Annotated in this window: 22 protein-coding genes; 18 read left to right on the top strand and 4 right to left on the bottom strand. The window is 68.3% G+C overall.

From position 1 onward, the window contains the following. Positions 1-51: 51 nt before the first annotated feature. Entirely contained in the window at positions 52-795 is a 744-nt protein-coding gene (locus C560_RS0102535) for a DUF5998 family protein (protein ID WP_026537015.1), read from the top strand. 1 nt (position 796) lies between these two features. Beyond that, entirely contained in the window at positions 797-2,086 is a 1,290-nt protein-coding gene (locus C560_RS0102530) for an alkaline phosphatase family protein (protein WP_231494235.1), read from the top strand. Between the two features lie 67 nt (positions 2,087-2,153). Here the strand turns inward: C560_RS0102530 and sepH are convergent, their stop codons facing one another. Next, positions 2,154-3,581, bottom strand: a complete 1,428-nt coding sequence (gene sepH, locus C560_RS0102525; protein ID WP_026537013.1) for a septation protein SepH — start codon at positions 3,579-3,581, stop codon at positions 2,154-2,156. A 332-nt stretch (positions 3,582-3,913) separates the two neighbouring features. Between sepH and C560_RS0102520 the strand changes: the two genes are divergently transcribed. Then, positions 3,914-4,213, top strand: coding sequence for a DUF4193 domain-containing protein (locus tag C560_RS0102520; protein ID WP_018772415.1), 300 nt, complete (start codon positions 3,914-3,916; stop codon positions 4,211-4,213). A 123-nt stretch (positions 4,214-4,336) separates the two neighbouring features. Here C560_RS0102520 and C560_RS0102515 read toward each other — a convergent pair whose 3' ends face one another. Beyond that, entirely contained in the window at positions 4,337-4,822 is a 486-nt protein-coding gene (locus tag C560_RS0102515) for a DUF3093 domain-containing protein (RefSeq protein ID WP_026537012.1), read from the bottom strand. A 164-nt stretch (positions 4,823-4,986) separates the two neighbouring features. Between C560_RS0102515 and dut the strand changes: the two genes are divergently transcribed. From dut to C560_RS0102495, 4 genes are all read left to right on the top strand, one after another. Continuing rightward, positions 4,987-5,505, top strand: coding sequence for a dUTP diphosphatase (dut, locus tag C560_RS0102510; protein WP_026537011.1), 519 nt, complete (start codon positions 4,987-4,989; stop codon positions 5,503-5,505). 306 nt (positions 5,506-5,811) lie between these two features. Further along, positions 5,812-6,543: a DUF3710 domain-containing protein gene (locus C560_RS0102505; protein WP_026537010.1), complete on the top strand. Its 732-nt coding sequence runs from the start codon at positions 5,812-5,814 to the stop codon at positions 6,541-6,543. After that, complete coding sequence (locus tag C560_RS0102500) at positions 6,536-6,991, top strand: hypothetical protein (RefSeq protein ID WP_026537009.1); 456 nt, start codon at positions 6,536-6,538, stop codon at positions 6,989-6,991. The genes C560_RS0102505 and C560_RS0102500 overlap by 8 nt, the downstream gene beginning before the upstream one ends. Then, positions 6,988-7,836 (top strand): DUF3159 domain-containing protein, encoded by an 849-nt coding sequence (locus tag C560_RS0102495; RefSeq protein ID WP_026537008.1) that lies wholly within the window; start codon positions 6,988-6,990, stop codon positions 7,834-7,836. Before C560_RS0102500 ends, C560_RS0102495 begins: the two co-directional genes overlap by 4 nt. Positions 7,837-7,920: 84 nt before the next feature. Here the strand turns inward: C560_RS0102495 and C560_RS0102490 are convergent, their stop codons facing one another. After that, positions 7,921-8,664, bottom strand: a complete 744-nt coding sequence (locus C560_RS0102490; protein WP_026537007.1) for a potassium channel family protein — start codon at positions 8,662-8,664, stop codon at positions 7,921-7,923. Beyond that, positions 8,665-9,336, bottom strand: a complete 672-nt coding sequence (locus C560_RS0102485; RefSeq protein ID WP_018772422.1) for a potassium channel family protein — start codon at positions 9,334-9,336, stop codon at positions 8,665-8,667. 154 nt (positions 9,337-9,490) lie between these two features. Between C560_RS0102485 and C560_RS0102480 the strand changes: the two genes are divergently transcribed. The 11 genes from C560_RS0102480 to C560_RS0102430 all read left to right on the top strand — a co-directional run bounded on the left by C560_RS0102480 (position 9,491) and on the right by C560_RS0102430 (position 24,515). Further along, positions 9,491-11,467, top strand: coding sequence for an APC family permease (locus C560_RS0102480; protein ID WP_197026095.1), 1,977 nt, complete (start codon positions 9,491-9,493; stop codon positions 11,465-11,467). Next, positions 11,464-12,840: a class I SAM-dependent RNA methyltransferase gene (locus C560_RS0102475; protein WP_026537005.1), complete on the top strand. Its 1,377-nt coding sequence runs from the start codon at positions 11,464-11,466 to the stop codon at positions 12,838-12,840. The genes C560_RS0102480 and C560_RS0102475 overlap by 4 nt, the downstream gene beginning before the upstream one ends. A gap of 232 nt (positions 12,841-13,072) precedes the next feature. Beyond that, entirely contained in the window at positions 13,073-15,886 is a 2,814-nt protein-coding gene (locus C560_RS0102470; protein ID WP_026537004.1) for an aconitate hydratase, read from the top strand. A gap of 180 nt (positions 15,887-16,066) precedes the next feature. Further along, the gene (dxs, locus tag C560_RS0102465; protein ID WP_026537003.1) at positions 16,067-18,040 is read left to right on the top strand and encodes a 1-deoxy-D-xylulose-5-phosphate synthase; all 1,974 of its coding nucleotides are present in this window, start codon (positions 16,067-16,069) and stop codon (positions 18,038-18,040) included. 75 nt (positions 18,041-18,115) lie between these two features. Next, positions 18,116-18,673, top strand: a complete 558-nt coding sequence (locus C560_RS0102460; protein WP_018772427.1) for a hypothetical protein — start codon at positions 18,116-18,118, stop codon at positions 18,671-18,673. A gap of 66 nt (positions 18,674-18,739) precedes the next feature. After that, positions 18,740-18,958 carry a hypothetical protein gene (locus C560_RS0102455; RefSeq protein WP_026537002.1) on the top strand — a complete coding sequence of 73 codons (219 nt, stop codon included), beginning with the start codon at positions 18,740-18,742 and terminating at the stop codon, positions 18,956-18,958. A gap of 69 nt (positions 18,959-19,027) precedes the next feature. Then, positions 19,028-20,005 carry an aldo/keto reductase gene (locus C560_RS0102450; protein WP_026537001.1) on the top strand — a complete coding sequence of 326 codons (978 nt, stop codon included), beginning with the start codon at positions 19,028-19,030 and terminating at the stop codon, positions 20,003-20,005. A gap of 83 nt (positions 20,006-20,088) precedes the next feature. Continuing rightward, entirely contained in the window at positions 20,089-21,117 is a 1,029-nt protein-coding gene (locus C560_RS0102445; RefSeq protein WP_043422278.1) for a nucleoside hydrolase, read from the top strand. Between the two features lie 144 nt (positions 21,118-21,261). After that, positions 21,262-22,080 (top strand): hypothetical protein, encoded by an 819-nt coding sequence (locus C560_RS0102440; RefSeq protein WP_026536999.1) that lies wholly within the window; start codon positions 21,262-21,264, stop codon positions 22,078-22,080. Between the two features lie 66 nt (positions 22,081-22,146). Then, positions 22,147-22,905: an energy-coupling factor transporter transmembrane component T gene (locus tag C560_RS0102435; protein WP_026536998.1), complete on the top strand. Its 759-nt coding sequence runs from the start codon at positions 22,147-22,149 to the stop codon at positions 22,903-22,905. Continuing rightward, complete coding sequence (locus C560_RS0102430; RefSeq protein ID WP_026536997.1) at positions 22,902-24,515, top strand: ABC transporter ATP-binding protein; 1,614 nt, start codon at positions 22,902-22,904, stop codon at positions 24,513-24,515. Before C560_RS0102435 ends, C560_RS0102430 begins: the two co-directional genes overlap by 4 nt. The last annotated feature ends 225 nt before the right edge of the window (positions 24,516-24,740 follow it).

The raw sequence follows: 24,740 nt of genomic DNA, 5'->3' as shown, positions 1-24,740 counted from the left end.
CCGGGGCCCTGCAGTTAGCAAGTCCCCAACTGATCTGTGAAAATGGAGACTATGAGCACCCAGCCTCCAGCACCCAAGCCCCTGGCGACCGTCCCCGCACGCCAGGCCGCGCACCACCACGGCCTCCATGACCACAGTGCGCAGGGCCAGAGCCTGGAAGGGGCCCTCCAGCAGGCCGGTTTCTACCCCCGGCTCGTGGCCGACGTCGTCGCCGATGCGCTGGACGGCCGCGACTGCGTGGCCCACCTCGTTCACCTCGAGACACACTTCGACCGCGCGGAAGTCCGCCGCCACATCACCGTCCTGGTGCTGACCGACGACATGCTGGTCATCACCCACGTCGACGACCAGCAGCTTGACGAGGCCGGCGAGCAGACCGTCGCCCAGGTGTCCACCGAGTCCGTCCCCGTCACCCAGATCCGTTCGGTGGTCCTGAGCTACGTCTACGCCCAGCCGCAGGACTACAAGCCGTCCGACCCTGTCCGGGAGCTGACGCTGTCCATTGCGTGGTCCGGCGGCCAGCGCCTCGACATGGGTCCGGCCAGCTGCGGGGACCCGCAGTGCGAGGCCGATCACGGCTACAGCGGCACCATCGCGCAGGAAGACATCGTCCTGCGGATCAGCGCCGAAGCGGACGGCCTGCAGGCCGTCCAGGACGCCAAGCTGTTCGCCCGCGCCCTGCGTGCGGTGAACACCGGCTCCGCGGCGCCGGTCCCGCACAACGGGCCCGGGCTGCCGCCCCGGCCGCGGATGGGCGTGTTCGGAAACCGCCTCAGCCGCGGCCACCAGCGCTGACATGGCCCAGTTCCGTCAGCCCGAGCCCGCCGAAGACCAGCTGCCAGTCCCGGTATTGACTCCCTCCCTGGCCGGCGCCGGCGCGCCAGGCCCGTTGGCCGCCGGCGCTGGTCCGTCCGCGCTCCCGCCCGCGCCGGCGTTCGGACACCGTTCCATCGCCGAGGTGCTCACCAGCGCCGCCGCAAGCCTGGGTGTCCCGGGGTTTGAGAACAAACTGAACCTTCCGGCAGCAAAACGCGTGTGTGTGGTGCTGGCCGACGGGCTGGGCCGGAACCTGTTGAAGCAGAAGAGCGCCCACACGCCGTTCCTGCGGGCGGTGCAGCAAGCCGGCCAGGGCCAGGTGCCCGTGTCGCTGGACTCGGCCTTCCCGTCCACCACCGCGGCGTCCCTCGCCAGCTTTGGCACCGGACTGTCGGCGGGCCAGCACGGCATGGTGGGCTATGACGTCCTGGATCCGGATCAGGACCGGGTCGTGAACATGCTGGGCAATTGGGACGCCGGCGTGGACCCGCGGACGTGGCAGCCGTTCCCCACCGTTTTCGAACGGGCCGCGGAACACGTCGACGTCACGACCGTCAGCCTGGCGCAGTTCAGCACCTCGGCCATGACCGAGGCCGCGCTGCGCGGCGGCCGCTTCCTCACCGGAACCACGTCGCACGCCCGGACCGAAGCGGCCGCGGAGGCCATGGCCGGCGCCGGTCCCTCGCTGATGTACTTCTATGTCAATGAGCTCGACAAGGCCGGGCACCGCCACGGCTGCCAGTCAGCCCAGTGGGAGCACCAGCTGGAGGAACTCGATGCCACGGTGCGCCGGCTCAACGCCACCCTGCCGGCCGGCACCACCGTGCTGCTGACGGCGGACCACGGCATGGTGGATGTGCCCGAATCGCAGCGGATCGACTACTCCGCGGAGCCGGCGCTGCTCGCCGGCGTGCGGCACACCGCCGGCGAGCCGCGCATGGTCCACCTCTACCTCGAGGATGGAACGGACGACGCCGCCCGCGCCCGGCTGCTGGCAAACTGGCGGTCCCGTTTCGGGGACAGAATCTGGGCCTTCACCCGGGAGGAAGCGATCGCGGGCGGGCTGTTCGGTGACGTGCGGGCCGAGGCCGCCTTGCGGATCGGCGACGTCATGATCGCGGCCCGGGATTCGTTGGCGCTTTACGATACACGCAGGGTCCGGCCCACCGCCCTGGAGGTGGTGGGCCAGCATGGTTCCCTCACGAAAGCCGAGCGGGAAGTCCCGCTGCTCTACTTCCAGGCCGAAGGTAAAAGGGCGCCCCGCGGCTGACTGCTGCTTGTAATCCCTGCTTGAAATCCCAGCCTGAAATCCCTGCCTGGAATTTCGGGTCTGGTTCTTATTGGTCGTTGCGGGTTCCGAAGACGATTTCGTCCCAGCTTGGAACACTGGACCGCTTCGGCTTGGCCGGCTGGCGCTCCGGCTGGTCCGTGCCGGCCTCGTTCCGGGTAGCGGCGTGGGACTCGCGGTGCTGCCGCCGGGACGTTCCGCCGCCGATCAGTTCATCCAGGCCCGGGCTTGCCGTCGGGCCGCTCTTAGGGGCCGGGCGCAATTGCGAGGCCGCGATGGTGACTTCCCGGGTCTCGGTGCTGACGCCGTCGTGCAGTTTCAGGGCATCGTCCTCTTCCGGGAGGCGCGGTGCGAGGGTCAGGCGCGAGAGCATCGACGGCCTGCCGTCGCGCCGTCGCGTGAAGGGGTCGGTTTCTGACGGGGCGGCCGCCTCCGCTGCCGGAACTTCCGGGAGCCCGGGCTTGATGCCGGCCGGGTCGGTGTCGGCCGAGTCCGGATCGCCTTCCGCAGCGGCTTCGGGGGTGGCTTCCGGTTCCGCTGCTTGCGGAACTTCGGTTGCGTCCGGCACCTCCGACGGGCGGGGGTGGGCCGCGGGGACCCCGGTGGTCAGGAGCGTGGCGAGGGCGTCGTCCGCGTCCTCGTCCACGCCGATCCGCTGGCCGCGGCGGGAACGCAGCATGTCCAGCAGCCCGTCGGCGTCCTGTTCCTGGTGGATCCTGTCCTGCTGGAGCAGCATCTGGTGAATAATGCTGTGCTGGCCGGTCGCTGTGCGGGCCGCAGCCTCGGCATCGGTCTCAAAGTCGAAGGGCCGGTCGGAGACGGCCGTGAGGCGCCGCGTCGGCACGGGGCCTTCGAGCGGCTCAAGTTCGCTCAGCTGCTGGGCCCAGCGGTTGGCGTTTTGCAAAGTCTTCCGGGCGGGGTGGAAGGTCCACAGGGCCGGCGGCTCCTCGCCGATTCCGGCCGGTCCGCCGGGCTTGGGCTCAAAGCGGGCCACCACGTTCCAGCTGCCGTCGGGACGGCGCCAGGAATCCCACTCCAGTGTTGAGGGTTCAACGCCGTACGCCCTGAGCCGGTGTTCGACCATGTCGCTGAGGGACGCCGGGTTTTCACCGAACACGGACCGGTAGGCGTCGTGGCCCGGGGCAGGGGAGGCGACCTCCACCTTGCGGGCCTGCTGGGCGATGTACTCGCGTTCGGCCAGGACCGGGCCCTCGTAGCGCTGGACTTTCTCCAGCGGAATTCCGGACAGTTCCGCCACTTCGGCGGCGGTGGCCCCGTTGCGAATCCTGGTCTGGATATCGCGCGGTGACATGGCAATAGGGGGTGCGGCCGCGCTGGACGCGGTCTTCGCCGACGTCCGGCTGGCTGCCACCCGAAGTGCTTCATCGATCGGCAGCTGGAACATCTCGCCGCCGGTGCCACTCAACAGGAGATGCTCTCCGTCGTCGTGGACGCCTACAAGCCGTAGATCCTGCATACAAATCCTCCACCCTGGCATTACTAACAATCGAAACTCTGCCACCAGCGGGACGCATTTCGGGTTAGGACGGCTGGCGCGCCGTGATTTTCCGCGACTTTCCGCGACTTTCCGCCGGTTTTTGCGGGTCTGCGGGAGAGATCGGGGGGAGGGGACCAGTGGGCTCTGGCATTCGGTGGGCGCTTAAGCAAAAATGACCCGACACCGGGCACAAAAACCGCATGTCCGGCGTTACAACGGTGAACCGCTCCCGGAGCCCAGGGTTACCATCCCGGCGGGCCATCCTGGAACGGCGAATCAATCGAACGAATGCGGAGTGTGAGCAACAAATAATGGCGACTGATTACGATGCGCCGCGTAAGACCGAAGAAGACCTCAGTGAGGATTCGATTGAGGCTCTGAAGGCGCGGCGTACGGAGAAGCCTTCCGCTGTGGTGGATGAAGATGAGTCCGACCTCGCCGAAGGCTACGAACTTCCCGGCGCAGACCTGTCCGGGGAGGAACTGCTGGTCCGGGTCCTGCCCGCCCAGGCAGACGAATTCACGTGTGCCTCCTGCTTCCTCGTCCGCCACCGTTCGCAGATTGCCCGCGAAAAGGACGGCCTCAAGTATTGCAAGGATTGCGAGGGCTAGGGACGCGGCAGCTGAGACCGGGAGCCCGGGTCCCGGTCACGCATTTGGGACCCCTGCGCGCCTGGCGGCGCGCAGGAACCGTGGCTGGAAGCCGCGCAGGAACCGTGGCGGAGACGGCCTGAACTAGGCGTTGAGCGCGGCGATCAGCTGTTCGGGGTGGCGGGTGGACGTGAGCCAGTAGGGGGTGCGGTCCGAGGGGTCCTCGATCTCGATCCGGACCACCGGATCCACCCAGCCGCGGATGCACAGGAACGCCAGCCCGTTGAGCCGGGTGCCGCGTTCCGCGGTCGCTTCCTTGCCCCGGAACGCTGTGGCCTTGCCCAGGAACCCGCGTTCAATGGTGGCCCTGCCCACCTTCAGGGTGGTCCTCGTGACAGCAATTGACGGCGTGGACAGGACCAGCAGCACGGAGATGATGATGAAGAGAACGATTGCTGCCGTAATGCCGGCCCAGATGCTGATGGGGGCCAGCATGAGGATCCCGGCGCTGGAGAACCCTGCCGAGACCAGCCAGATCCAGAAGTTCGGCCAAAGCTTCTCGGAGTAAAGGACAGTGGAGTCGCTCGGGGCGCTCTTAGGGGCAGGCGCGGCTGCGCTGGATTCGGGCATAAGCACAGCTTTTCATCTTTCCCGGCCTATTTCACCTCGGCCCCCGCCCGGCTCCAGCCCCGGATCAACCCGCCTCAACCCGGCTCCAGTCCCGCGGGCGCCGTGCGCGGGCAGGCCGGCAGCGGCTAGGACGATGTTCCTCGCGGGCGTTAGAGTGAGGGACTGTGACTGAAGAAAACACCGCCGTCGCCAGTGCCGCCTCCACGGCAAGCGACGCAGCCTACGGAACGCCCACCTTGACGGTACAGCTGAAAATGCTCGACGACGGGCTCGAGCCGCCGTCGTATGCGCACCCGGGCGACGCCGGCGCCGACCTTCGCGCCCGGGAGGACGTTGTCCTCGCGCCGGGGGAGCGCCGCCTCGTCCCGACCGGCGTCTCGATTGCGCTGCCGGATGGTTTCGTTGCGCTGATCCACCCCCGGTCCGGCCTCGCCACCAAGCACGGACTCACGGTGGTGAACGCCCCCGGGACCGTGGACGCCGGTTACCGCGGGGAAATCGCGGTGACACTGCTCAATACGGACCGGCACGAGACGATCGAGCTCCGCCGCGGCGATAGAATTGCACAAATGGTCATTCAGCGCGTGGAGTACGCCAGGTTCCTCCCGGTCGAGGAGCTCGACGGCTCCGTCCGCGGCGGGGGAGGCTTCGGCTCCACCGGCGGTTTCGGCGGACCGGCCTGAGCGCAGGCCCCGGCAAGGCCTCGGGAGCCAACTGCGTTTCTGCAGTGCCGCAGGCACTGCGGCGCATCGGCGCCGAAGCACACAGGCACTGCAGCACATAGACACTGAAGCAACATAGGCATTGAAGCAACATAGGCATTGAAGCAACACGGGCATGACAGCAACACAGGCGCTGGGAAATGATCAGCGATGCAGGAAATGATGCAGGGAACAACGAACCGGCCGCGGGGTAGCGGGCGGCCACGCGGACAGGCGCCAGGACGGCGCCGGGCGGCGGTACAGGACCACAACTGAAGGAGACACCCCATGGTTTTTGGGCGCGGCAGGAAAGCCAAACAGCAGCAGCCAGCAGAGCCGGGCGAAGCCACGGAAGCTGCCAGTGACGCCGCTGCGACGCCGGCCGGGAACGTTGCCGAAACCGCTGGCCGGGCCGCGACCGGGCCCTTCGACGTCTCGGAAATCGAGGACCAGGACGGGTATGTGGACCTCGGCGCGCTGTTGATCGCGCCCCGCGAGGGACTCCAGCTCCGCTTGGAGGTCGAAGAGGCGAGCCAGCGCGTCGTCGCCGTCACCATGGACCTGGAGGGCTCGAGCCTTCAGCTGCAGGCCTTCGCCGCCCCCCGCTCCGAGGGCCTGTGGGATGAAATCCGTGAGCAAATCGGCCAGTCGGTCGGCAGCCAGGGCGGCCAGGTCGAGGAGGTCGAAGGCAGCTTCGGCGTCGAGCTCGTGGCGAAGCTTCCCGCCGGCGGCGCAGACGGCAGCCAGGGGTACCGCGTGGCCCGCTTCATCGGCGTCGACGGTCCGCGCTGGTTCCTCCGCGGGGTATTCGGCGGCGAGGCGGCCCTTGACCGCGACGCGGCGGCCGGGCTGGAGGGGCTCTTCCGGAAGATCGTGGTGGTCCGTGGCGAGAACCCCATGCCGCCGCGTGACTTGCTGCAGCTGCGACTGCCCAAGGACACCGCCGCTGCACCGTCGCCGCAGGCGGCCCCCGAATTCGAACAGCCCGAACGCGGACCGGAGATAACCCAGATTGGCTGATGCCGCCGGCAGGAAAGCCACCGCCGCCATGTCCGTCCGGGACTTGCCGGACCGCGGGCGGGTGCTGTGCCACGGCTTCATCGAGTCCGTGACGTACGTGCCCGCCAACCAGGTGGCCTCCTTCATTGCGATCCTGATCGATCACGACGCACCCGCGCCCGTCAGCCGGTTCCCGGGCCTTGGTGCCAAGGCCGGCTCAGGCGCAGGAGCGGCGAGCAGCCTGCCGGCCAACGGGGTATCCACACACCGGGTGCGCCCCGGCGCTCAGCGCCAGCGGCCGGCCGGTCCCAAGGAGCGGCTGCGCGTCGTATGGCTGGGCCGGCGCCGGATCCCCGGTGTCGACGCCGGAACGGAGCTCCGCCTCGAGGGCATGGTAACCATGCGCGACGGGCTGCCGACGATCTTCAACCCCCGCTACGAAATACTCTCCCGCCAGGAGGAGCAATGACCCTGCCCGAACACCCCGAGCGGGCCCGCCCGGACCGGCCTCAGCAAGACATCGGCCGGCAGGAACCGGGGGAAACCGCCGACGGCGGCCGGGACATTGCCGCGCCGGTGACTTCCCAGCCAACAGCCGCCGGGCCGACGGCCGCCGATCCCGCGGCGTCCCAGCCCACCGTTGCCCAGTTGGCCGGGGACTATGCGGCCAAGGCCGGCCTGCACCGGTCGAGCAACGGCAACATCGACGTACTTAAGAGCGCCGGCGGCATCCAGGGCATCGCCGAAAGTATCCTGCCCGGCCTGGTCTTCCTGATTGCGTTCACCATCGACCGGGAAAACCTGGCGATGGCCGTCACAGCTTCCCTGGCGGTGGCCGCCATCTTCACTGTGGCGCGGCTGGTCCAGCGCAAACCGCTGACGCAGGCACTGGCGGGCTTCATCGGCGTCGGACTCTCTGCCTGGCTGGCCACGTCGACCGGCAAAGCAGAGAACTTCTACGTCCTGGGGTTCTTCACCAACGTCGGCTACATCGTGGCAATGTCGATCTCCGTGGCCGTGCGCTGGCCGATCGCCGGACTGCTCTTCGGCTTCATCCGCAACGAGGGCTTGGAATGGCGCAAGGACCCGAAGCGGATCAGGGCATACAGCATCGGCACGTGGGTGATCGTCGCCGTCCTGGTCCTGCGGCTCGTGGTGCAGGTACCGCTCTACTTCATGGGGGAGCAGGGCCTCGCCGCCCTCGCCACCACCAGGCTCCTCATGGGCGCCCCGCTGTATATCCTCGGCATCTGGATTGCCTGGCTGATCACTCGGCCAGCCCCGGTGCCCACAGCGGCCCCAGAGGCCAACTGACCCATAAATGCGCTATCAGTAATGGCCGTTCCCAAGCCCGGGAACGGCCATTAGTGACAGCGCATCTTTAGGTCAGCAAGGGGATCAGCCGTCGAAGCCGTCGTCCCCGGCCGGCTGGGTGCCGTGGCCGTGCTGGTCCGAGGTCACCGGATGCTGTTCCTCCAGCGGGGATTCGGGTGCCAGCAGGGCGCGGAGGTCGTCCTCGGCCGCGATCGTGGTGACAAAGAACAGCTCGTCGCCGCCGTCGATCACGTCGTCGCGGCTCGGTGTGATGGGCGCCTGGTCCCGCAGGATCGCGACGAGGGTGGCGTCCTCGGGCCACTGGACATCGCCCACGGTCAGCCCGATCACGTGCGAGTCGTGCGGGACCGTGAACTCCACCAGCGAGGACACCCCGGTCTGCAGCGTCAGCAGCCGGACCAGGTCACCGATTTCCACCGCCTCCTCCACCAGGGCGGTCATCAGCTGCGGGGTGTTGACCGCGACGTCGACGCCCCAGGAGTCGTCGAACATCCAGTCGTTCTTGGGGTTGTTGACCCGGCCGACGGTACGCCCGACGCCGAATTCCGTCTTGGCCAGCAGCGAGACCACAAGGTTGACCTTGTCGTCACCGGTGGCGGAGACCACGACGTCGGCGTCCTCGAGTTTGGCGTCCTGCAGCGTGCTCAGCTCGCAGGCGTCACCGACCAGCCAGTGGGCGCCGCGCAGCCCGCTCCGGCCGATGACCTCCGGCTTCTCGTCGATCAGCAGGATTTCGTGCTTGTGGGCCAGCAGCTCGCGGGCGATTGAGGACCCGACGCTTCCGGCACCGACGATGACGACTTTCACTTAGGACTCCTTGGCGGGGGATTTGGCGAGAATGTGGCCGATCTCGGAGCTCCGCTCCACGTTCAGCATGGCGTGGACAGTATCGCCGTCCTGATAGGACGTGGCGGCAGCGGGCAGCATGCCCTCGCCGAACCGGGTCAGATACGCGATCCGGATGCCGGCCGCCTTCTCGATCGAGGAGATCGGGTGCCCGATCCAGTCGGGGTTGAGGTCAACCTCCGCGAGGACCAGCCGGCCCGAGGGTTCCCGGAAGTCACCGGCAATGTGCTGTTCGGGCAGGATGCGGCGCAGCACCTGGTCGGCGCTCCAGCGGACTGCGGCGACCGTGGGAATGCCGAGGCGCTGGTAGATTTCGGCGCGGCCCGGGTCATAGATCCTGGCCACCACATGCGGAACGTGGAAGGTCTCCCGCGCCACCCGGGTGGCGAGGATGTTGGAGTTGTCGCCGCTGGAAACGGCCGCGAAGGCATAGGCTTCCTCGACGCCGGCGCGCTTCATCGTCTCGCGGTCAAACCCGACCCCCGTGACCTTCCGTCCGGAAAAACCTGTGCGGAGCCGCCGGAAGGCACGGTCATCCTGGTCGATGATGGCCACCGAATGCCCGGCGTCCTCGAGCGTGTGTGCCAGGGTCGCCCCGACACGGCCACAACCCATGATCACGAAGTGCGCCACATGGGCCTCCTCTTGGTTCTGCGTCTGATACTGCGTAAAACTCTACCGGCCACGCGGTCCCGGAAGGCCACGGCCACGGGGCGCCGGCTCACGGCCTTGTGTACGCCGGCTTCACCGTCATGACATCGCGTCCGAATCAGACTAGCTTTGTGTGGTGCTGACAATTTTCAATGCCGTGAAGCGGGTGCTGGTAGGCAAGCCCTTCCGGAACGACCGTCTGGCCCACACACTCTTGCCGAAGCGGATCGCGCTGCCCATTTTCGCCTCGGACGCGCTGTCCTCCGTGGCCTATGCGCCCGACGAAATCCTGCTGACTCTGGCCCTGGCCGGCGTGAGTGCGGTGGCCATCTCGCCCCTGGTGGGCCTCGCCGTGATGGTGGTGCTCCTGACCGTGGTGGCCTCTTACCGCCAAAACGTCCACGCCTACCCCTCCGGCGGCGGCGACTACGAGATCGCCAACGTCAACCTGGGCAAGTATGCCGGCCTCACCGTGGCCTCGGCACTGCTGGTCGACTATGTGCTGACCGTGGCCGTGTCCATGTCCTCGGCCGCGACGTACCTGACCACCGCCGTGCCCTCCCTACACGGACAGCAGGCGGCGATTGCCACGATCGGGGTCATCATCCTGGCACTCGTGAACCTGCGCGGCATCAAGGAGGCCGGCAGCGTCTTCGCCGTCCCGACCTACATCTTCATGGCCTCCATCCTGGGCATGACCGCGGTCGGGATCTTCCAGGCCGCCACCGGCCAGCTGGGGCAGGCACCCTCGGCGGCATTCGAAATTGTGCCGGAGCCGGGCTTCGACGAGGGACTTGTCGGCCTGGCCGGCGCGTTCCTGCTGCTGCGTGCGTTCTCCTCGGGCGCGGCTGCCCTGACCGGCGTCGAGGCCATCAGCAACGGTGTGCCCAACTTCCAGAAGCCCAAGAGCAAGAACGCTGCCACCACACTGCTGCTGCTCGGCGTGATTGCCTCCGCCATGCTCGCGGGCATCATCTACCTGGCCAACGCCACCCAGGTCCACATCGTCCTGGACCCGGCGACCGAATTCCTCCTGAACGGCAAACCGTTGGAGGAGGGCTACATCCAGAATCCGGCCATCAGCCAGATCGCACAGACCGTCTTCGGCGAGGGCTCCATCCCGTTCTACATCGTGGTGGCCGCCACCGGCGTCATCCTCGTGTTCGCCTCCAACACGGCGTTCAACGGCTTCCCGGTTCTCGGCTCGATCCTGGCGCAGGACGGCTACCTGCCGCGCCAGCTGCGCACGCGTGGCGACCGGCTGGCCTTCAGCAACGGCGTCCTGGCCCTCGCGGCCGGCGCCATCGTGCTGATCCTCGCCTTCAACGCCGACGTCACAAAGCTCATCCAGCTCTACATCGTGGGCGTCTTCATCTCCTTCACGATGAGCCAGCTGGGCATGATCCGGCACTGGGGCAGGGAACTGAAACTGTCCAAGGACCCCGCCGTGCGGTTGCGCATCATCAAGTCCCGGACCATCAACACGGTGGGCTTTTGCATGACCGCACTGGTGCTGATCATCGTCCTCATCACCAAGTTCTCCCAGGGCGCCTGGATCGCGCTGTTGGCCATGTTCGTGTTGTTCCTGATCATGTGGAGCATCCGGGCGCACTATGACAACGTGGCCAAGGAACTCGCCGTCGACGAGGACTCCTCGCCGCGCGCCCTGCCCACCCGTGTACACGCCGTGCTGCTCGTCTCGCACGTGCGCAAACCGGTCCTGCGCGCCCTCGCCTACGCCCGGGCCTCACGCCCCTCGCGGCTGGACGCCATCACGGTGGACATCAGTGCGGAGGAGACCGAGGCGACTGTGGCGGACTGGGAGAAGCTCGAAATCCCGGTGCCGCTGACCGTTCTGGCCAGCCCTTTCCGTGAAACGGTGACCCCGATCATGGAGTACATCAAGAGCATGCGCCGGGATTCGCCCCGCGACCTGATCGTGGTGTACATCCCGGAGTATGTCGTGGGCAAATGGTGGGAGCAGCTGGTCCACAACCAGACCGCGCTGCGCATCAAGACCCGGCTGCACTTCGAGCCCGGTGTCATGGTGGCCAGTGTGCCGTGGCAGCTGAAATCGTCCGAAGAAGCCAAGAACCTGCAGGATATCCAATGACCCCCGACACCCGGACGCATACCCACACCGATCTCGTCGTCGACGTCGGACCCGTCGCGCACGGCGGGCACTGCGTGGCCCGGCACGAGGGACGCGTCATCTTCGTCCGGCACGGGATTCCCGGCGAAAAGGTCCGCGTCCGGCTCACCGACGACGGCCCGGCCGCGAAATTCTGGCGCGCCGATGTGGTGGAGGTCCTGGAGCCCTCCCCGGACCGGGTGCCGCACTTCTGGGACCTCGCCGATTCCGCGCGCTCCTGGTCGCACCGGCACCCGCCCGTCGGCGGCGCCGAACTCGGCCACATATCCCTGGCCCGCCAGCGCAGCCTCAAGGCCGACGTCCTGGCTGAACAGCTCAAGCGGCTGGCCGGCGTCGAACTTGCGCCCGCAGGACAGATCACAGTCGAGGCCGTCGGCGCGGCCGCGGGCGCCGGCAGTGCGGGGGAGCCGGCCGCGTCCGGCCTGGGCTGGCGCACGCGCGCCGGCTTCGCCGTGACGCCCGCCGGCAAGCTCGGCATGCACGCCCACCGCTCCGATGCCATCCTGCCCGTGCGGGACATGCCGCTGGCCGTGGACGGAATCAACGCGCTCCGGCTCTGGGACATCGACCTGCAGGGCATCGACCGGGTCGAGGTTGCCGCCCCGGCGAACGGCTCCCGGCCGCTGGTGCTGCTGGTGCCCGCCCCGGGAACCCGGTCCAAGCGGCTCAGCGGCATCCTGGCCCAGCTGTCCGACGACGTCTCGGTGGCCAGCCTGGACCCGGCCACCGGAGAGGTGCTGCAGCTGCGCGGCCGCACCTACGTCCAGGAGTCGGCCGCGGGCCACGACTACCGGGTCACCGGCGACGGTTTCTGGCAAATCCACCGGGATGCCCCGGAGACGCTCGTCGGCGCCGTCACCGGCTTCCTGCACGACGGCGGCTACCTCGCGCCGGGCTCGGTGGTGGCGGACCTGTACGCCGGGGCCGGGCTGTTCACGGCACCGCTGGCCGATGCCGTGGGGGTGACCGGATCCGTGCTCTCGGTCGAGGGAGCGCCCGGAACCAGCCGCGATGCACGCAAGAACCTGCACGACGCCGCCCAGGTGGAGATCGTCCAGGGCCGCGTGGAGCGGGTGCTGCGGCAAAAACCCCGCAGCTTCGACGCCCTGATCCTGGACCCGCCGCGTGCGGGTGCCGGCAAGGCGGTAGTCAAGCAGCTGATCGACGCCGGTCCCCGGGCCGTCGCCTACGTCTCCTGCGATCCGGCGTCGTTCGCCCGCGACCTGGGCTATTTCCGGCAGGGCGGCTGGGGCATGGCCGGGCTGCGCGCCTTCGACCTGTACCCGCACACCCACCACATGGAGACTGTGGCGTTACTGACTCCCCAACCGTGATGCCACTAGGATGGGCGTAGTAGTCCGTCGTCGCGCTCCACCAATGGTTAATGGACCACTAATTGACCATTGGCGTTAATTAACCATTGGCGTTAAATTAACGGCCGTTCCCTGTGTTTCTTACCTGCATTGCGTACCTTGATGTACTGATGCCTGTATTAGTTAGGCCGACCTAACTAGCAAGGGTCCAGCGGCGCGACAAAGATGAAACTGTTGCGAGAGGAGTCCTGCGATGAGCATTGTGGACAGCTTCGGTTCAAAAGGCAAACTTAATGTAGCCGGATCCGAATATGAAATTTTCCGGTTGAACTCCGTCGAAGGTGCAGAAAACCTTCCGTTCAGCCTCAAGGTATTGCTTGAAAACCTGTTGAGGACCGAGGACGGTGCCAACATCACGGCCGACCACGTCCGTGCGCTTGCAGGCTGGGATCCCAGCGCCGAGCCCGACACTGAGATCCAGTTCACGCCGGCGCGCGTGATCATGCAGGACTTCACCGGCGTGCCGTGCGTCGTTGACCTCGCCACCATGCGTGAGGCCGTCAAGGAGCTCGGCGGAGACCCCAAGCGGGTCAACCCGCTGGCGCCGGCCGAAATGGTCATTGACCACTCGGTCCAGATTGACGCTTTCGGTAACTCCGGCGCACTGGAGCGCAACATGGAGATCGAATACCAGCGCAACGGTGAGCGTTACCAGTTCCTGCGCTGGGGCCAGACTGCATTTGACGACTTCAAGGTCGTCCCGCCGGGCACCGGCATTGTGCACCAGGTCAACATCGAGTACCTGGCCCGCACTGTCATGACCCGTGAAGTCGACGGCGTTGTGCGCGCTTACCCGGACACCTGCGTCGGCACCGACTCGCACACCACCATGGTCAACGGCCTGGGCGTGCTGGGCTGGGGCGTCGGCGGCATCGAGGCCGAGGCTGCCATGCTCGGCCAGCCCGTGTCCATGCTCATCCCGCGCGTCGTGGGCTTCAAGCTCACCGGCTCCATCCCGGCCGGCGCCACCGCCACCGACGTCGTCCTGACCATCACCGAGCAGCTGCGCCAGCACGGGGTGGTCGGCAAGTTCGTCGAGTTCTACGGTGAAGGCGTCGCGGCTGTGCCGCTGGCCAACCGTGCAACGATCGGCAACATGAGCCCGGAGTTCGGCTCCACCGCCGCGATGTTCCCGATCGACGACGTCACACTCGACTACCTGCGCCTCACCGGCCGGTCCGACGAGAACGTCGCCCTCGTGGAGTCGTACGCGAAGGAACAGGGCCTTTGGCACGACCCCTCCCGCGAGATCAAGTTCTCCGAGTACCTCGAGCTGGACCTGTCCACGGTTGTTCCGTCGATCTCCGGCCCGAAGCGCCCGCAGGACCGCATCATCCTCACCGAGTCCAAGGCCCAGTTCCGCGAGGACCTGCGCAACTACGTGAAGGAAGACCTGGCCGGCGGAAGCCTGGACGAAGCGATCGACGAAAGCTTCCCGGCTTCGGACTCGCCCTCCTTCACCGCCTCGTCGTCGCACCTGAGCGACGTGGCCCCGCACGCGCACGGCCCGAAGTCCAACGGCCGCCCGTCCAACAAGGTCAGCGTCAAGACCGCGGACGGACGCGAGTTCGAACTCGACCACGGCGCGGTGTCGATCGCCTCGATCACCTCCTGCACCAACACGTCCAACCCGTCCGTGATGCTGGCCGCCGCACTGCTGGCCCGCAACGCCGTCGACAAAGGCCTGACGTCCAAGCCGTGGGTCAAGACCTCCGTGGCTCCCGGTTCCAAGGTGGTCACCGACTACTACAACAAGTCGGGCCTGACCCCGTACCTGGAGAAGCTCGGCTTCTACATCGTGGGCTACGGCTGCGCCACATGCATCGGCAACTCCGGTCCGCTTGACGCCGAGATCTCCGAGGCCATCCAGGCCAACGACCTCTCCGTCACCGCGGTGCTCTCCGGCAACCGTAACTTCGAAGGCCGGATCAACCCGGACGTGAAGATGAACTACCTGGCCTCCCCGCCGCTGGTCATCGCCTACGCCCTGGCCGGTTCCATGGACTTCGACTTCGACAACGATGCCCTGGGCCAGGACGAGGCCGGCAACGACGTCTTCCTGAAGGACATCTGGCCGAACCCGGTCGAGGTCCAGGAAGTCATCGACTCCTCGATCGACAAGGAAATGTTCGCCCGCGGCTACGAAGGCGTCTTTGAGGGCGACGATCGCTGGAAGGCGCTCGACACCCCCGCCGGCGACACCTTCGCCTGGGACGAGAAGTCCACGTACGTCCGCAAGCCCCCGTACTTCGAGGGCATGAAGGCCCAGCCGGAGCCGGTCCAGGACATCACCGGTGCGCGCGTGCTGCTCAAGCTCGGCGACTCCGTCACCACGGACCACATCTCCCCGGCCGGTTCCTTCAAGTCGGACACCCCGGCCGGACAGTACCTGCTGGCCAACGGTGTGGAGCGCAAGGACTTCAACTCCTACGGCTCACGCCGTGGCAACCACGAGGTCATGATCCGCGGCACGTTCGCGAACATCCGCATCAAGAACCAGCTCCTGGACGGCGTGGAGGGCGGCTTTACCCGCGACTTCAGCCAGGCTGACGGCCCGCAGGCCTACGTCTACGACGCCGCGCAGAACTACCAGGCCGCCGGCACCCCGCTGGTGGTCCTGGCAGGCAAGGAGTACGGCTCCGGTTCGTCCCGTGACTGGGCCGCCAAGGGCACAGCGCTGCTGGGCGTCAAGGCTGTCGTGGCCGAGAGCTACGAGCGCATCCACCGCTCCAACCTGATCGGCATGGGTGTCCTGCCGCTGCAGTACCCGGCCGGCCAGAACGCCGCCAGCCTGGGCCTGACCGGTACGGAAACCTACGCAGTTGAGGGCGTCACTGCCCTGAACGAAGGCACGACGCCGAAGACCCTCAAGGTCACGGCCACCGCCGAAGACGGTTCCGTCACGTCCTTCGACGCCGTGTTGCGCATCGACACCCCGGGCGAGGCGGACTACTACCGCAACGGCGGGATCCTGCAGTACGTCCTGCGCCAGATCTCCGCGCACTAGCGGAGCTGCCGGGCAGGTTCCGGTAACGCATGCAACGGCCCCGGCCGGTCACTGACCGGCCGGGGCCGTTGCGTTTCCGGGGGCGGGCGCTGGATCAGGGGCGGTGCAGGCCTCCGGCGCGGCGGCCCGCCCGGAGGCGTTAGAGTTAAAAGGCATGTCTACCACCCGAAGGAGGGGCCGTTGGGAATCTTGGACACCATCCGGAATCCGCAGGACCTGAGTAAGTTGTCCGGGGCGCAGCTGGATCAGCTGGCAGCCGAGGTCAGGGATTTCCTGATCGGCAACGTCTCCCGGACGGGAGGGCACCTGGGCCCGAACCTCGGCGTCGTCGAGCTCACCATCGCGGTGCACCGGATCTTCGATTCCCCCCGCGACAGCATTGTCTTTGACACAGGGCACCAGTCCTACGTGCACAAGCTCCTCACCGGACGGCAGGATTTCAGCACGCTTCGCCAGCAGGGCGGCATGTCCGGCTACCCGGACCGCGGCGAATCCGAGCACGACATCGTCGAAAGCTCGCACGCGTCCTCCTCGCTGTCCTGGGCCGACGGCATCTCGCGCGCCCGCCAGCTGACCGGCGACGGCGACCGCTTCGTCGTCGCGGTGGTGGGCGACGGCGCCCTGACCGGCGGCATGGCCTGGGAGGCCATCAACAACATCGCGGCGGACAAGAAGCGCCGTGTCGTGATTGTGGTCAACGACAACGGCCGCTCCTACGCCCCGACAGTTGGCGGGTTCGCCGACTACCTCGCGTCCCTGCGCCCCACGATCGATTCCCTCCGGGCCGCCCCCTCCTATGAAGGCACGCTCGAGTGGTGGAAGCGCAAACTGCAGAACGGCGGCCCCGCGGGGCAGTTCACCTACAAGAGCCTGCACGCCATGAAGAAGGGCATCAAGGACTGGTGGGCCCCGCAGGGCATGTTCGAGGACCTCGGCATGAAGTACATCGGTCCCGTGGACGGCCACGACCTCCAGGCCATGGAAAACGCCCTGTCCACCGCCAAGAACTATGCCGGCCCCGTGATCGTGCACGCCATGACGGAAAAGGGCCACGGCTACGCCCCGGCACGTGCCCATGAGGCGGACCAGTTCCATGCCGTGGGGATCATCGATCCGGAGACCGGCGCACCCACCGAGGCCGGTGGCGCGAAGTCCTGGACCGCGGTGTTCGCCGACGAGATCGCCGACATCGCCGACGAGCGCCAGGACATTGTCGGGATTACCGGTGCCATGCTGATTCCGGTCGGGCTGCACAAGTTCGCTGCCCGGCACCCGGAGCGCGTGTTCGACGTCGGCATCGCCGAGCAGCACGCCCTCACCTCGGCTGCCGGCATGGCGTTCGGGGGACTGCACCCGGTGGTCGCGGTCTACGCGACGTTCCTGAACCGTGCCTTCGACCAGTTGCTGATGGATGTGGCCCTGCACAAAGCCGGCGTCACGATCGTGCTGGACCGGGCCGGTGTCACCGGTCCCGACGGCGCAAGCCATCACGGCATGTGGGACATGGCCATGGTCCAGATCGTCCCCGGGCTGCACCTCGCGGCGCCGCGCGACGCCACCCGGCTGCGGGAGGAACTGCGTGAGGCTGTAGCCATTGAAGACGCCCCGAGCGTGCTCCGCTACTCCAAGGGCAACGTCGGCCCCGAAGTCGATGCGGTCGAACGCCTGGAAGACGGCGTGGACGTGCTGGCCCGCCGGCCCGCGGGCTCGAACGAGAACGACGTCCTGATCGTCAGCGTGGGCGCCATGTCAGAACTCGCGCTGGACGTCTCGAGCCGGCTCGGTGCCCAGGGCATCAGCTCCACGGTGGTGGATCCCCGCTGGGTCCTCCCGGTCCGGCAGTCCATCATCGATCTCGCCGCGCGCCACCGCCTGGTCATTTGTATCGAGGACGGAGTGCGGGCCGGCGGCGTCGGCTCCCGGATCCGCCAGGAGATGCGTGCCGCGGGCGTGGACACCGCCCTCAACGAGGTCGGCCTCCCGGTCGAGTTCCTCGATCACGGCACGCGCAGCCAGGTGCTCGAACGGGTCGGCCTGACCGCCCAGCAGATCACGCACGACGTCGTCGCCCAGGTCCTGGGCACCAAGGTGCCGTTTGCGCGCCCCTTGCCCGGCCAGGAACACCCCAGCACGGGCAGCATCCCGCTGCTGTAGCCAGCACATCCGTTGAGCACTACCCGTGGGGCGCCACTGAATCCGGCGCCGGACGGCCCAGGAAGGAACTGGCATATGAGTGGAATTATCCGAGTTTACAAGCGTGACGAAGAGGGCACCCTGCACTTTAGGGAGGCCTGGTTTGATGAGGACTACAGCCAGTTCGTGATGAACCACGGCGTCGTCGGGCACCAGAGCAAGACGGACGAGACCGACGTCGCGGACGCCGAGGCAGCGGAGCGCCTCATGGACGCCTTCGCGGTGCAGTGCGCCGAGGACGGCTACGCCGAAATTCCGGCGGAGGAGCAGTCCTGGGTCGTGGCCCAGTACGCGCTGAAGACCAAGGAGGGGACCAGCCGCGACCGGTACCTCGAGGAAAAAGCCAAAGACGCCCTGATCAGCCATCTGGCCTGGCGGGGCCTGGGGATCGTGGACCGCAGCGAATTTTCCGACGCCCGGCTCAACATCTTCTGCCTCACCCCGGACGTGAATAAGACGGTCAACGCCATCAAGGTCTGCATCCGCGGCGAAGACCTCGACTTCACAAAACTGAGCATTGGCGCCGCGCCGTTTGGCGAGGATACTTTCAAGCTCAAGCACTCGCCGAAGCCGGCAAACAGCTTCACGCTTTAAGCAGCACGGGCAAGGAGCCGGGCACGGCTCACACCAGTTTGGGGGCACGGACTGAAAGGCAACGCAATGACGCGCAAACCCTCGAAACCAGGCTGCACCCCGCTGCCCGCGGGACTCGCGGCGCCGGCGCGGAAATCGCTCGCGCACGCGGGGGTCGAAACCCTCGAACACCTCGTGCAGCTTGGCCGGCGCCGGCTCGCCGGGATGCCGGGCGTCTGCCCCCGCACCCTCGCACAGCTCCAGGACGCCATGGACGAGCACGGACTGAAGCTGCCGGCAGGGTAGAGGCGGTCCCGCTCCGCCGCCCGCGGCGGCCTGGCCGGGACACCCGCCGGGGCAATATAGGCTAAAACCATGACTGAATACCGCCGCGTTGGAAATTCCGGACTGTCCGTCTCTGTCGTGGGACTTGGCTGCAACAACCTGGGCCGGTCCGGGACCGTGACTGAATCGCAGGAAGGCACCGACGCCGTCGTGCATGCGGCGCTCGACACCGGGATCACCTTCTTTGACGTCGCGGACGCCTACGGCCGCGAGCCCGGCCTCAGCGAGTCAATGCTCGGCAAAGCCCTCGGTGCCCGCCGCGGCGACGCGGTCATCGGCACGAAGTTCGGCATGGATATGCGCGGAACCAACGGCGAGGACTTCGGTGCGCGCGGATCACGCCGCTACATCATCAAGGCGGCGGAGGCCTCGCTGCGCCGGCTCGGCACGGACTGGATCGACCTCTACCAGTTCCACACCCCGGACCCGCTCACGCCCATCGACGAGACGCTCTCGGCCCTCGACGACCTCGTCACCAGCGGCAAGGTCCGCTACATCGGCCACTCCAACCGGGCCGGCTGGCAGATCGCCGAGGCCGAGTACGTGGCGCGCGCCCGCGGGGGAGCCCGCTTCATCTCCAGCCAGAACCACTACAACCTGCTGGACCGGCGCGCCGAGCTCGAGGTGACCCCGGCGGCCGAGGCCTACGGCCTGGGCGTCCTGCCGTACTTCCCGCTCGCCAACGGCCTGCTCACCGGCAAATACTCCGCCGGCCACGCCCCCGAGGGAAGCCGGCTCAGCCACACCCGCACCAACCTGGTCCACGACGCCGACTGGGAACAGCTGGGTGCCTTCGGCAAGTTCGCCGCCGACCGCGGGCTCAACGAAGTCCAGGTGGCGTTCTCCTGGCTTGCCGCCCAGCCGTCCGTCAGCAGCGTCATCGCCGGCGCCACCACGCCGGAGCAGGTGCGCCAGAATGCCGCCGCCGTGGCCTGGAAACCCAGCCATGCCGACCTCGCCGAGCTGGACGACCTCTTCCCGCGCACGCCCAAGGTGGCGCTGTTCTGAACGGTCCGGGCCTGAATGGTGCGGATCTGAACGGCGCCGGGGGCGAGCCCGCGGCCGGCCCTGCCGTCACGCATGCGATCCTCATGGACGTCGACACCGGAATCGACGACGCCCTGGCCCTGGTCTACCTGCTGTCCCGGCCCGAGGTCCACGTCCAGGCGATCACATGCACCGCCGGGAACGTGGGCGCCCGGCAGGTGGCGCTGAACAACCTGGCCCTGCTGGAGCTCTGCGGCCGCGAGGGCATCGAGGTGGCCATCGGCGCCGAGGTCCCGCTGGAGATCCCGCTGGTCACCACCGAGGAGACCCACGGGCCGCAGGGCATCGGCTACGCCGAACTGCCGCCGCCGCACCAGCAGATCTCGGCACGGCACGCCGTCGACGTCTGGGTGGACGAGGTGCGGGCGCACCCGGGGGAGCTCACCGGCCTGATCACCGGACCGCTGACCAACTTCGCCCTTGCCCTGCGCCGGGAACCGGAACTTCCCCGGCTGCTGAAGGGACTCGTGATCATGGGCGGCAGCTTCTACTACCAGGGGAACACCACCCCGACGGCCGAATGGAATACTTCGGTGGACCCGCATGCCGCCAAGGAGGTGTTTGCCGCCTACCGGGGCCTGCCCGAGGACAAGCTGCCGATCCTGTGTTCCTTGGAAATGACCGAGCGGATCGAGATGCACCCGGAGCACCTGCGCCGCCTCGGCGAGGCCGCCGGCGCTCCGGAGCCCGAACTCGTCCTCCCGGAGCAGCCCGAAGGCCAGCGCAGCCAGTCCGGGAACCCCCTCGTCGCCTGCTTGTCCGATGCCCTGCGCTTCTACATGGAATTTCACCGGCTCTATGACCAGGGCTATGTGGCGCACGTGCACGACGCCTTCGCGGCCTGCGCCGCCGCGGGGCGCACACCGTTCGCCACCCGGCTGGCCACGGTCGACGTCGAAACCGAGTCCCCGCTGCTGATCGGCACCACGGTGGCCGATTTCCGCGGGCTGTGGGGGCTGGCGCCGAACGCCAGGATTGTCTTCGACAACAACCCCGGGCACTGCTTCGACGAATTGATTTCCTCGGTCGGCGCCCTCGCGCACGCCGTGGGACCCCGGGCGCCGACGGGCTGAAACCGGACATCCTTGCCGAGCCGAGGCGGGGAGCGCCCGGGCGGGCCTGCAGATCGCTAGAATGGTCGCCGCTCGCTAGGATGGTAGCTGCGCCGAGGTGACATGAGGCGGAACTTGTTGCACCCAGCCAAAGGAACACCCCCCATGTCACAGCCAGCCCTGACCATCACTGCCCCTGGACAGGCGGCCGGCCGCAGGCGCCGCCTGCTCGAAATCGCCGGCGCCGCCGCGATCGCCGCCACGTACGTCTTCTTGGTGCTGACCCAGCCCGCGGACATTGCCAACGGCCCGGCAAGTTTCTCGGCCCTCGTCGCCCTCGGCGGCTTCCTGCTCGGTGCTGTGCTGCTGATTGTGGCCGTCCTGCCGGCGCTGCCCACCTCCACCGTGGTCCTGATCCCGGTGGCCCTGGTCCTGAACGTCGTCCTTGGACAGCTGATGGGCAGCACGGGCCTGCCGTTCTACATCGACGCGATCGGCACCGTCCTGATCGCCATCCTCGCCGGGCCGGCCGCCGGCGCCGCCACGGGTGCGCTGAGCAGCATCGTCTGGTCCTTCTTCAACCCCACTGTCCTGCCGTTCGCCGCCGGTGCCGCCCTCATCGGCTTCCTCGCCGGCATGGCCGCCCGCGGCGGCCTGTTCCGCCGCTTCTACCTCGCCCCCGTCGCCGGCTTCGTCACCGGCATCCTGGCCGGCGTCGTCTCCGCCCCGATCGCCGCGTTCGTCTTTGGCGGCACGTCGGGTCTGGGTACCGGGGCGATCGTCAGCGCCTTCCGCGCCATGGGGGACACCCTCCTGGCCGCCATCACCAAGCAGGCGCTGATTTCCGACCCCATGGACAAGGCGATCGTCTTCACTATCGCGGCGCTGCTCGCCTACGCGCTGCCCCGTCGCACCACCTTCCAGTTCCCCTTCGTGCGGCGCTACCGGGTGCTCGCCGGCAAGGCCCCGGCAGCGGACGCCTGAGCCCCGCGGCGGCCGGGACACCCTGACACTGCGACGCTCTGACACAGCGACTCTGACACAGCGACCATGAAACAGCGGCTGCACCCCTTCACCACGCTGACCCTCGCCGCGTGCGCTGCCGTCGTCACGACGGCGGCCGCGTACTGGCCGCTGTCTGTCGCCGTGGCCCTCGGCGCGGTGGCCCTTGCCGCGCGCCGCGGCGTCGCGGGACGTGTCCTGACCGCAGGAGCGGTGATCCTGACGCCCCTGTGCCTGTCCCTGCTGGTGCTGCACGGCCTCTTTTTCCCTGAAGGCCAGACCGTGCTGGCCCAGTGGGGCCCGGCCAGGGTCACGGCCGAGGGCCTGGGCTTCGCGCTGGAGCTCGGAACGAGGACCACGGCCTGCGTGCTGGTATTCCTGCTCTTTTCCTTCACCGTGAGCGTCCCCGACCTCGTCTCGGCCCTCGCCGGGCGCAGGATTCCACCGCAGTTCGGCTTCGTCCTGGCCTCCACGCTCACCCTCCTGCCCGCCGTCGCGGGCCGCCTGGACCGGATCCGGCAGGCCCAGGAGACCCGCGGGATGGTGGTCGGACGCGGCCTGCTGTCACGCCTCGGCGCCCTCCGCCTGCAGATGGTGCCGCTGGTCCTCGCCCTGATCGACGACGCCGGCAGCCGCGCCCAGGCGCTCGACGCCCGCGGCTTCGGCAGCCCGGGACCCCGCACCAGCTACCGCGAAGTCGCCGACCCGCCCGCCCAGCGGCTCTTCCGGGCTGCCGCGCTCGTGCTCGCGGCGGCCGCTGTCGCCGGACGGATCGTGGCCTCCTGGCCGGCCGGGGTGCCGTCATGACGGCCACCACCCGAACCGCGCTGCAGATCCGGATCGAGGCGTTCACGTTCCACGGCGAGGACACCCCGGTGCTAAGGGACACCGCGCTCTCCGTCACGCCGGGTTCCCTGACCGCCGTCCTGGGCGGCTCCGGGAGCGGAAAATCCACGCTGGGCAAACTATTGGCCGGTTGGCTCCGGGCCGGTCACGCCGGACAATTCCGCGGCAGCCTGGAGCTCGGCGGCACCGTGCTGGACTTCCGCGGCGTGCCCGACGACCCCCGGATCAACCCCGCCGAGTGGTCCCGCCGCGTGGCCTTCGTTCCGCAGGACGCCGCGGCGATGCTCTCCTCGGTGCGCGCCACAGTCGCGGAGGAGCTGGCCTTCGGCCTGGAAAACCGCGCGACGGCCCGGGAGGACATGCTCCGCGCGGTGGAGCGCACCGCCGCCCGCACGGGACTCTCGCGCCTGCTGGACCGGGACCCGGCCACGCTATCGGGAGGCGAGTTGCGCCGGCTCGCCGTGGGCTCCGCCGTCATCACGGAACCGGACGTGCTCATCCTGGACGAGCCGCTGGCATCGCTGGACGCGGCCGGAGCTGCGCAAGTCGAGGACCTGGTCCGCAGCCTCCGCGCCGCCGGGACCGGTGTCGTCCTGCTGAGCCAGGCGGCGGACCGGCTCGCCGGGGAAGCCACGCACTGGACGATCCTAGACGCCCAGCCGACGCTCGACGGCGGGACGGTCACCGCGGCCGGGACGCCCGCGCAGCTGGCCGGTTCGGCCGAACTGGAGCGCGCTGGAGTGGTTGGGGTACACGGGCCGCGCGGTGTCGAGTCCAGCGTTGTTGGGCCCGGCGGCATTGGGTCGGGCGCCGTGGGGTCCGCTGGGTCCGGCGTTGCCGCCGGAGTCCGCCGGCCCCGTCCGGTGCTTGCGGCGGCGCCCGGTCCCGGGCCGGCATCGCTGGAACTGCGCGGGGTTGGGTTCGGCTACGCCCGGGACCCGCGGCTGCCCGGGACCGGTGCGCAGGACCGGGTCCTCCGGGACGTGGACTTCGCTGTGCGCCCGGGCGGGATCATCGCCGTGACCGGGCCCAACGGCGCCGGCAAATCGACACTGCTGCGCCATTTCAACGGGCTGCTCCGGCCCACGGAAGGGGACGTGCTGGTCTGCGGCCGCAGCATTGCCGGCGTGCCGGTGGGAAAAGTCGCGGCCTCCATGGGCCTGTTGTTCCAGCACCCCCGGGACCAGCTCTTCGAACGGACTGTCCTGCGGGAAGCGGCATTCGGACTCCGGCAGCTGTTCGGGAAAGCCGGCGCCGAGGCCAGGTCCCGGGCGGCGCTGGCCGAGGTGGGCCTGTCCGGTACCGAGGAGGCACACCCCGCTGAACTGTCCGCCTCCCAGCAGCGGTTGCTCGCCCTGGCCACGGTCCTTGCCCGCGAACCTGCAGTGTTGGCCCTGGACGAGCCGACCGTCGGGCTGGACCGGCACGGGCTCGAGGCGCTGCAGGGCGCCGTCGGCCGCGCCGCCGCGCGGGGCGCCGCCGTCGTCATGGTCACCCATGACCTGGGGTACGCACGGAGGAACGCGCACCGCGTCCTGGAACTCAGCGGCGGGAGCCTGCGGGACGTCTGACGGGGCAGCGGGGTGGGCGCGAGGCTGCCCGCGTCCACCTGCAGGCCATGGGCCCGGAGGTCACGGAGATCCGGGACAGCCGGTGGCTTAACTTCAAGGACCCCGACGGCAACGTGCGGATGATCTGCGGGGGCTAACAGTGCCATGGCGCCACGGCATGGACCGGCCCTCACGAAAGCAGCGCCGCCGCCCGGACCAAAGTCCGGGCGGCGACGCCAACACAAA

The organism is Arthrobacter sp. 9MFCol3.1, assembly GCF_000620385.1.
In the GTDB taxonomy this organism is placed as follows: Bacteria; Actinomycetota; Actinomycetes; order Actinomycetales; family Micrococcaceae; genus Arthrobacter.
This window is presented reverse-complemented; position numbering and strand designations above follow the sequence as displayed.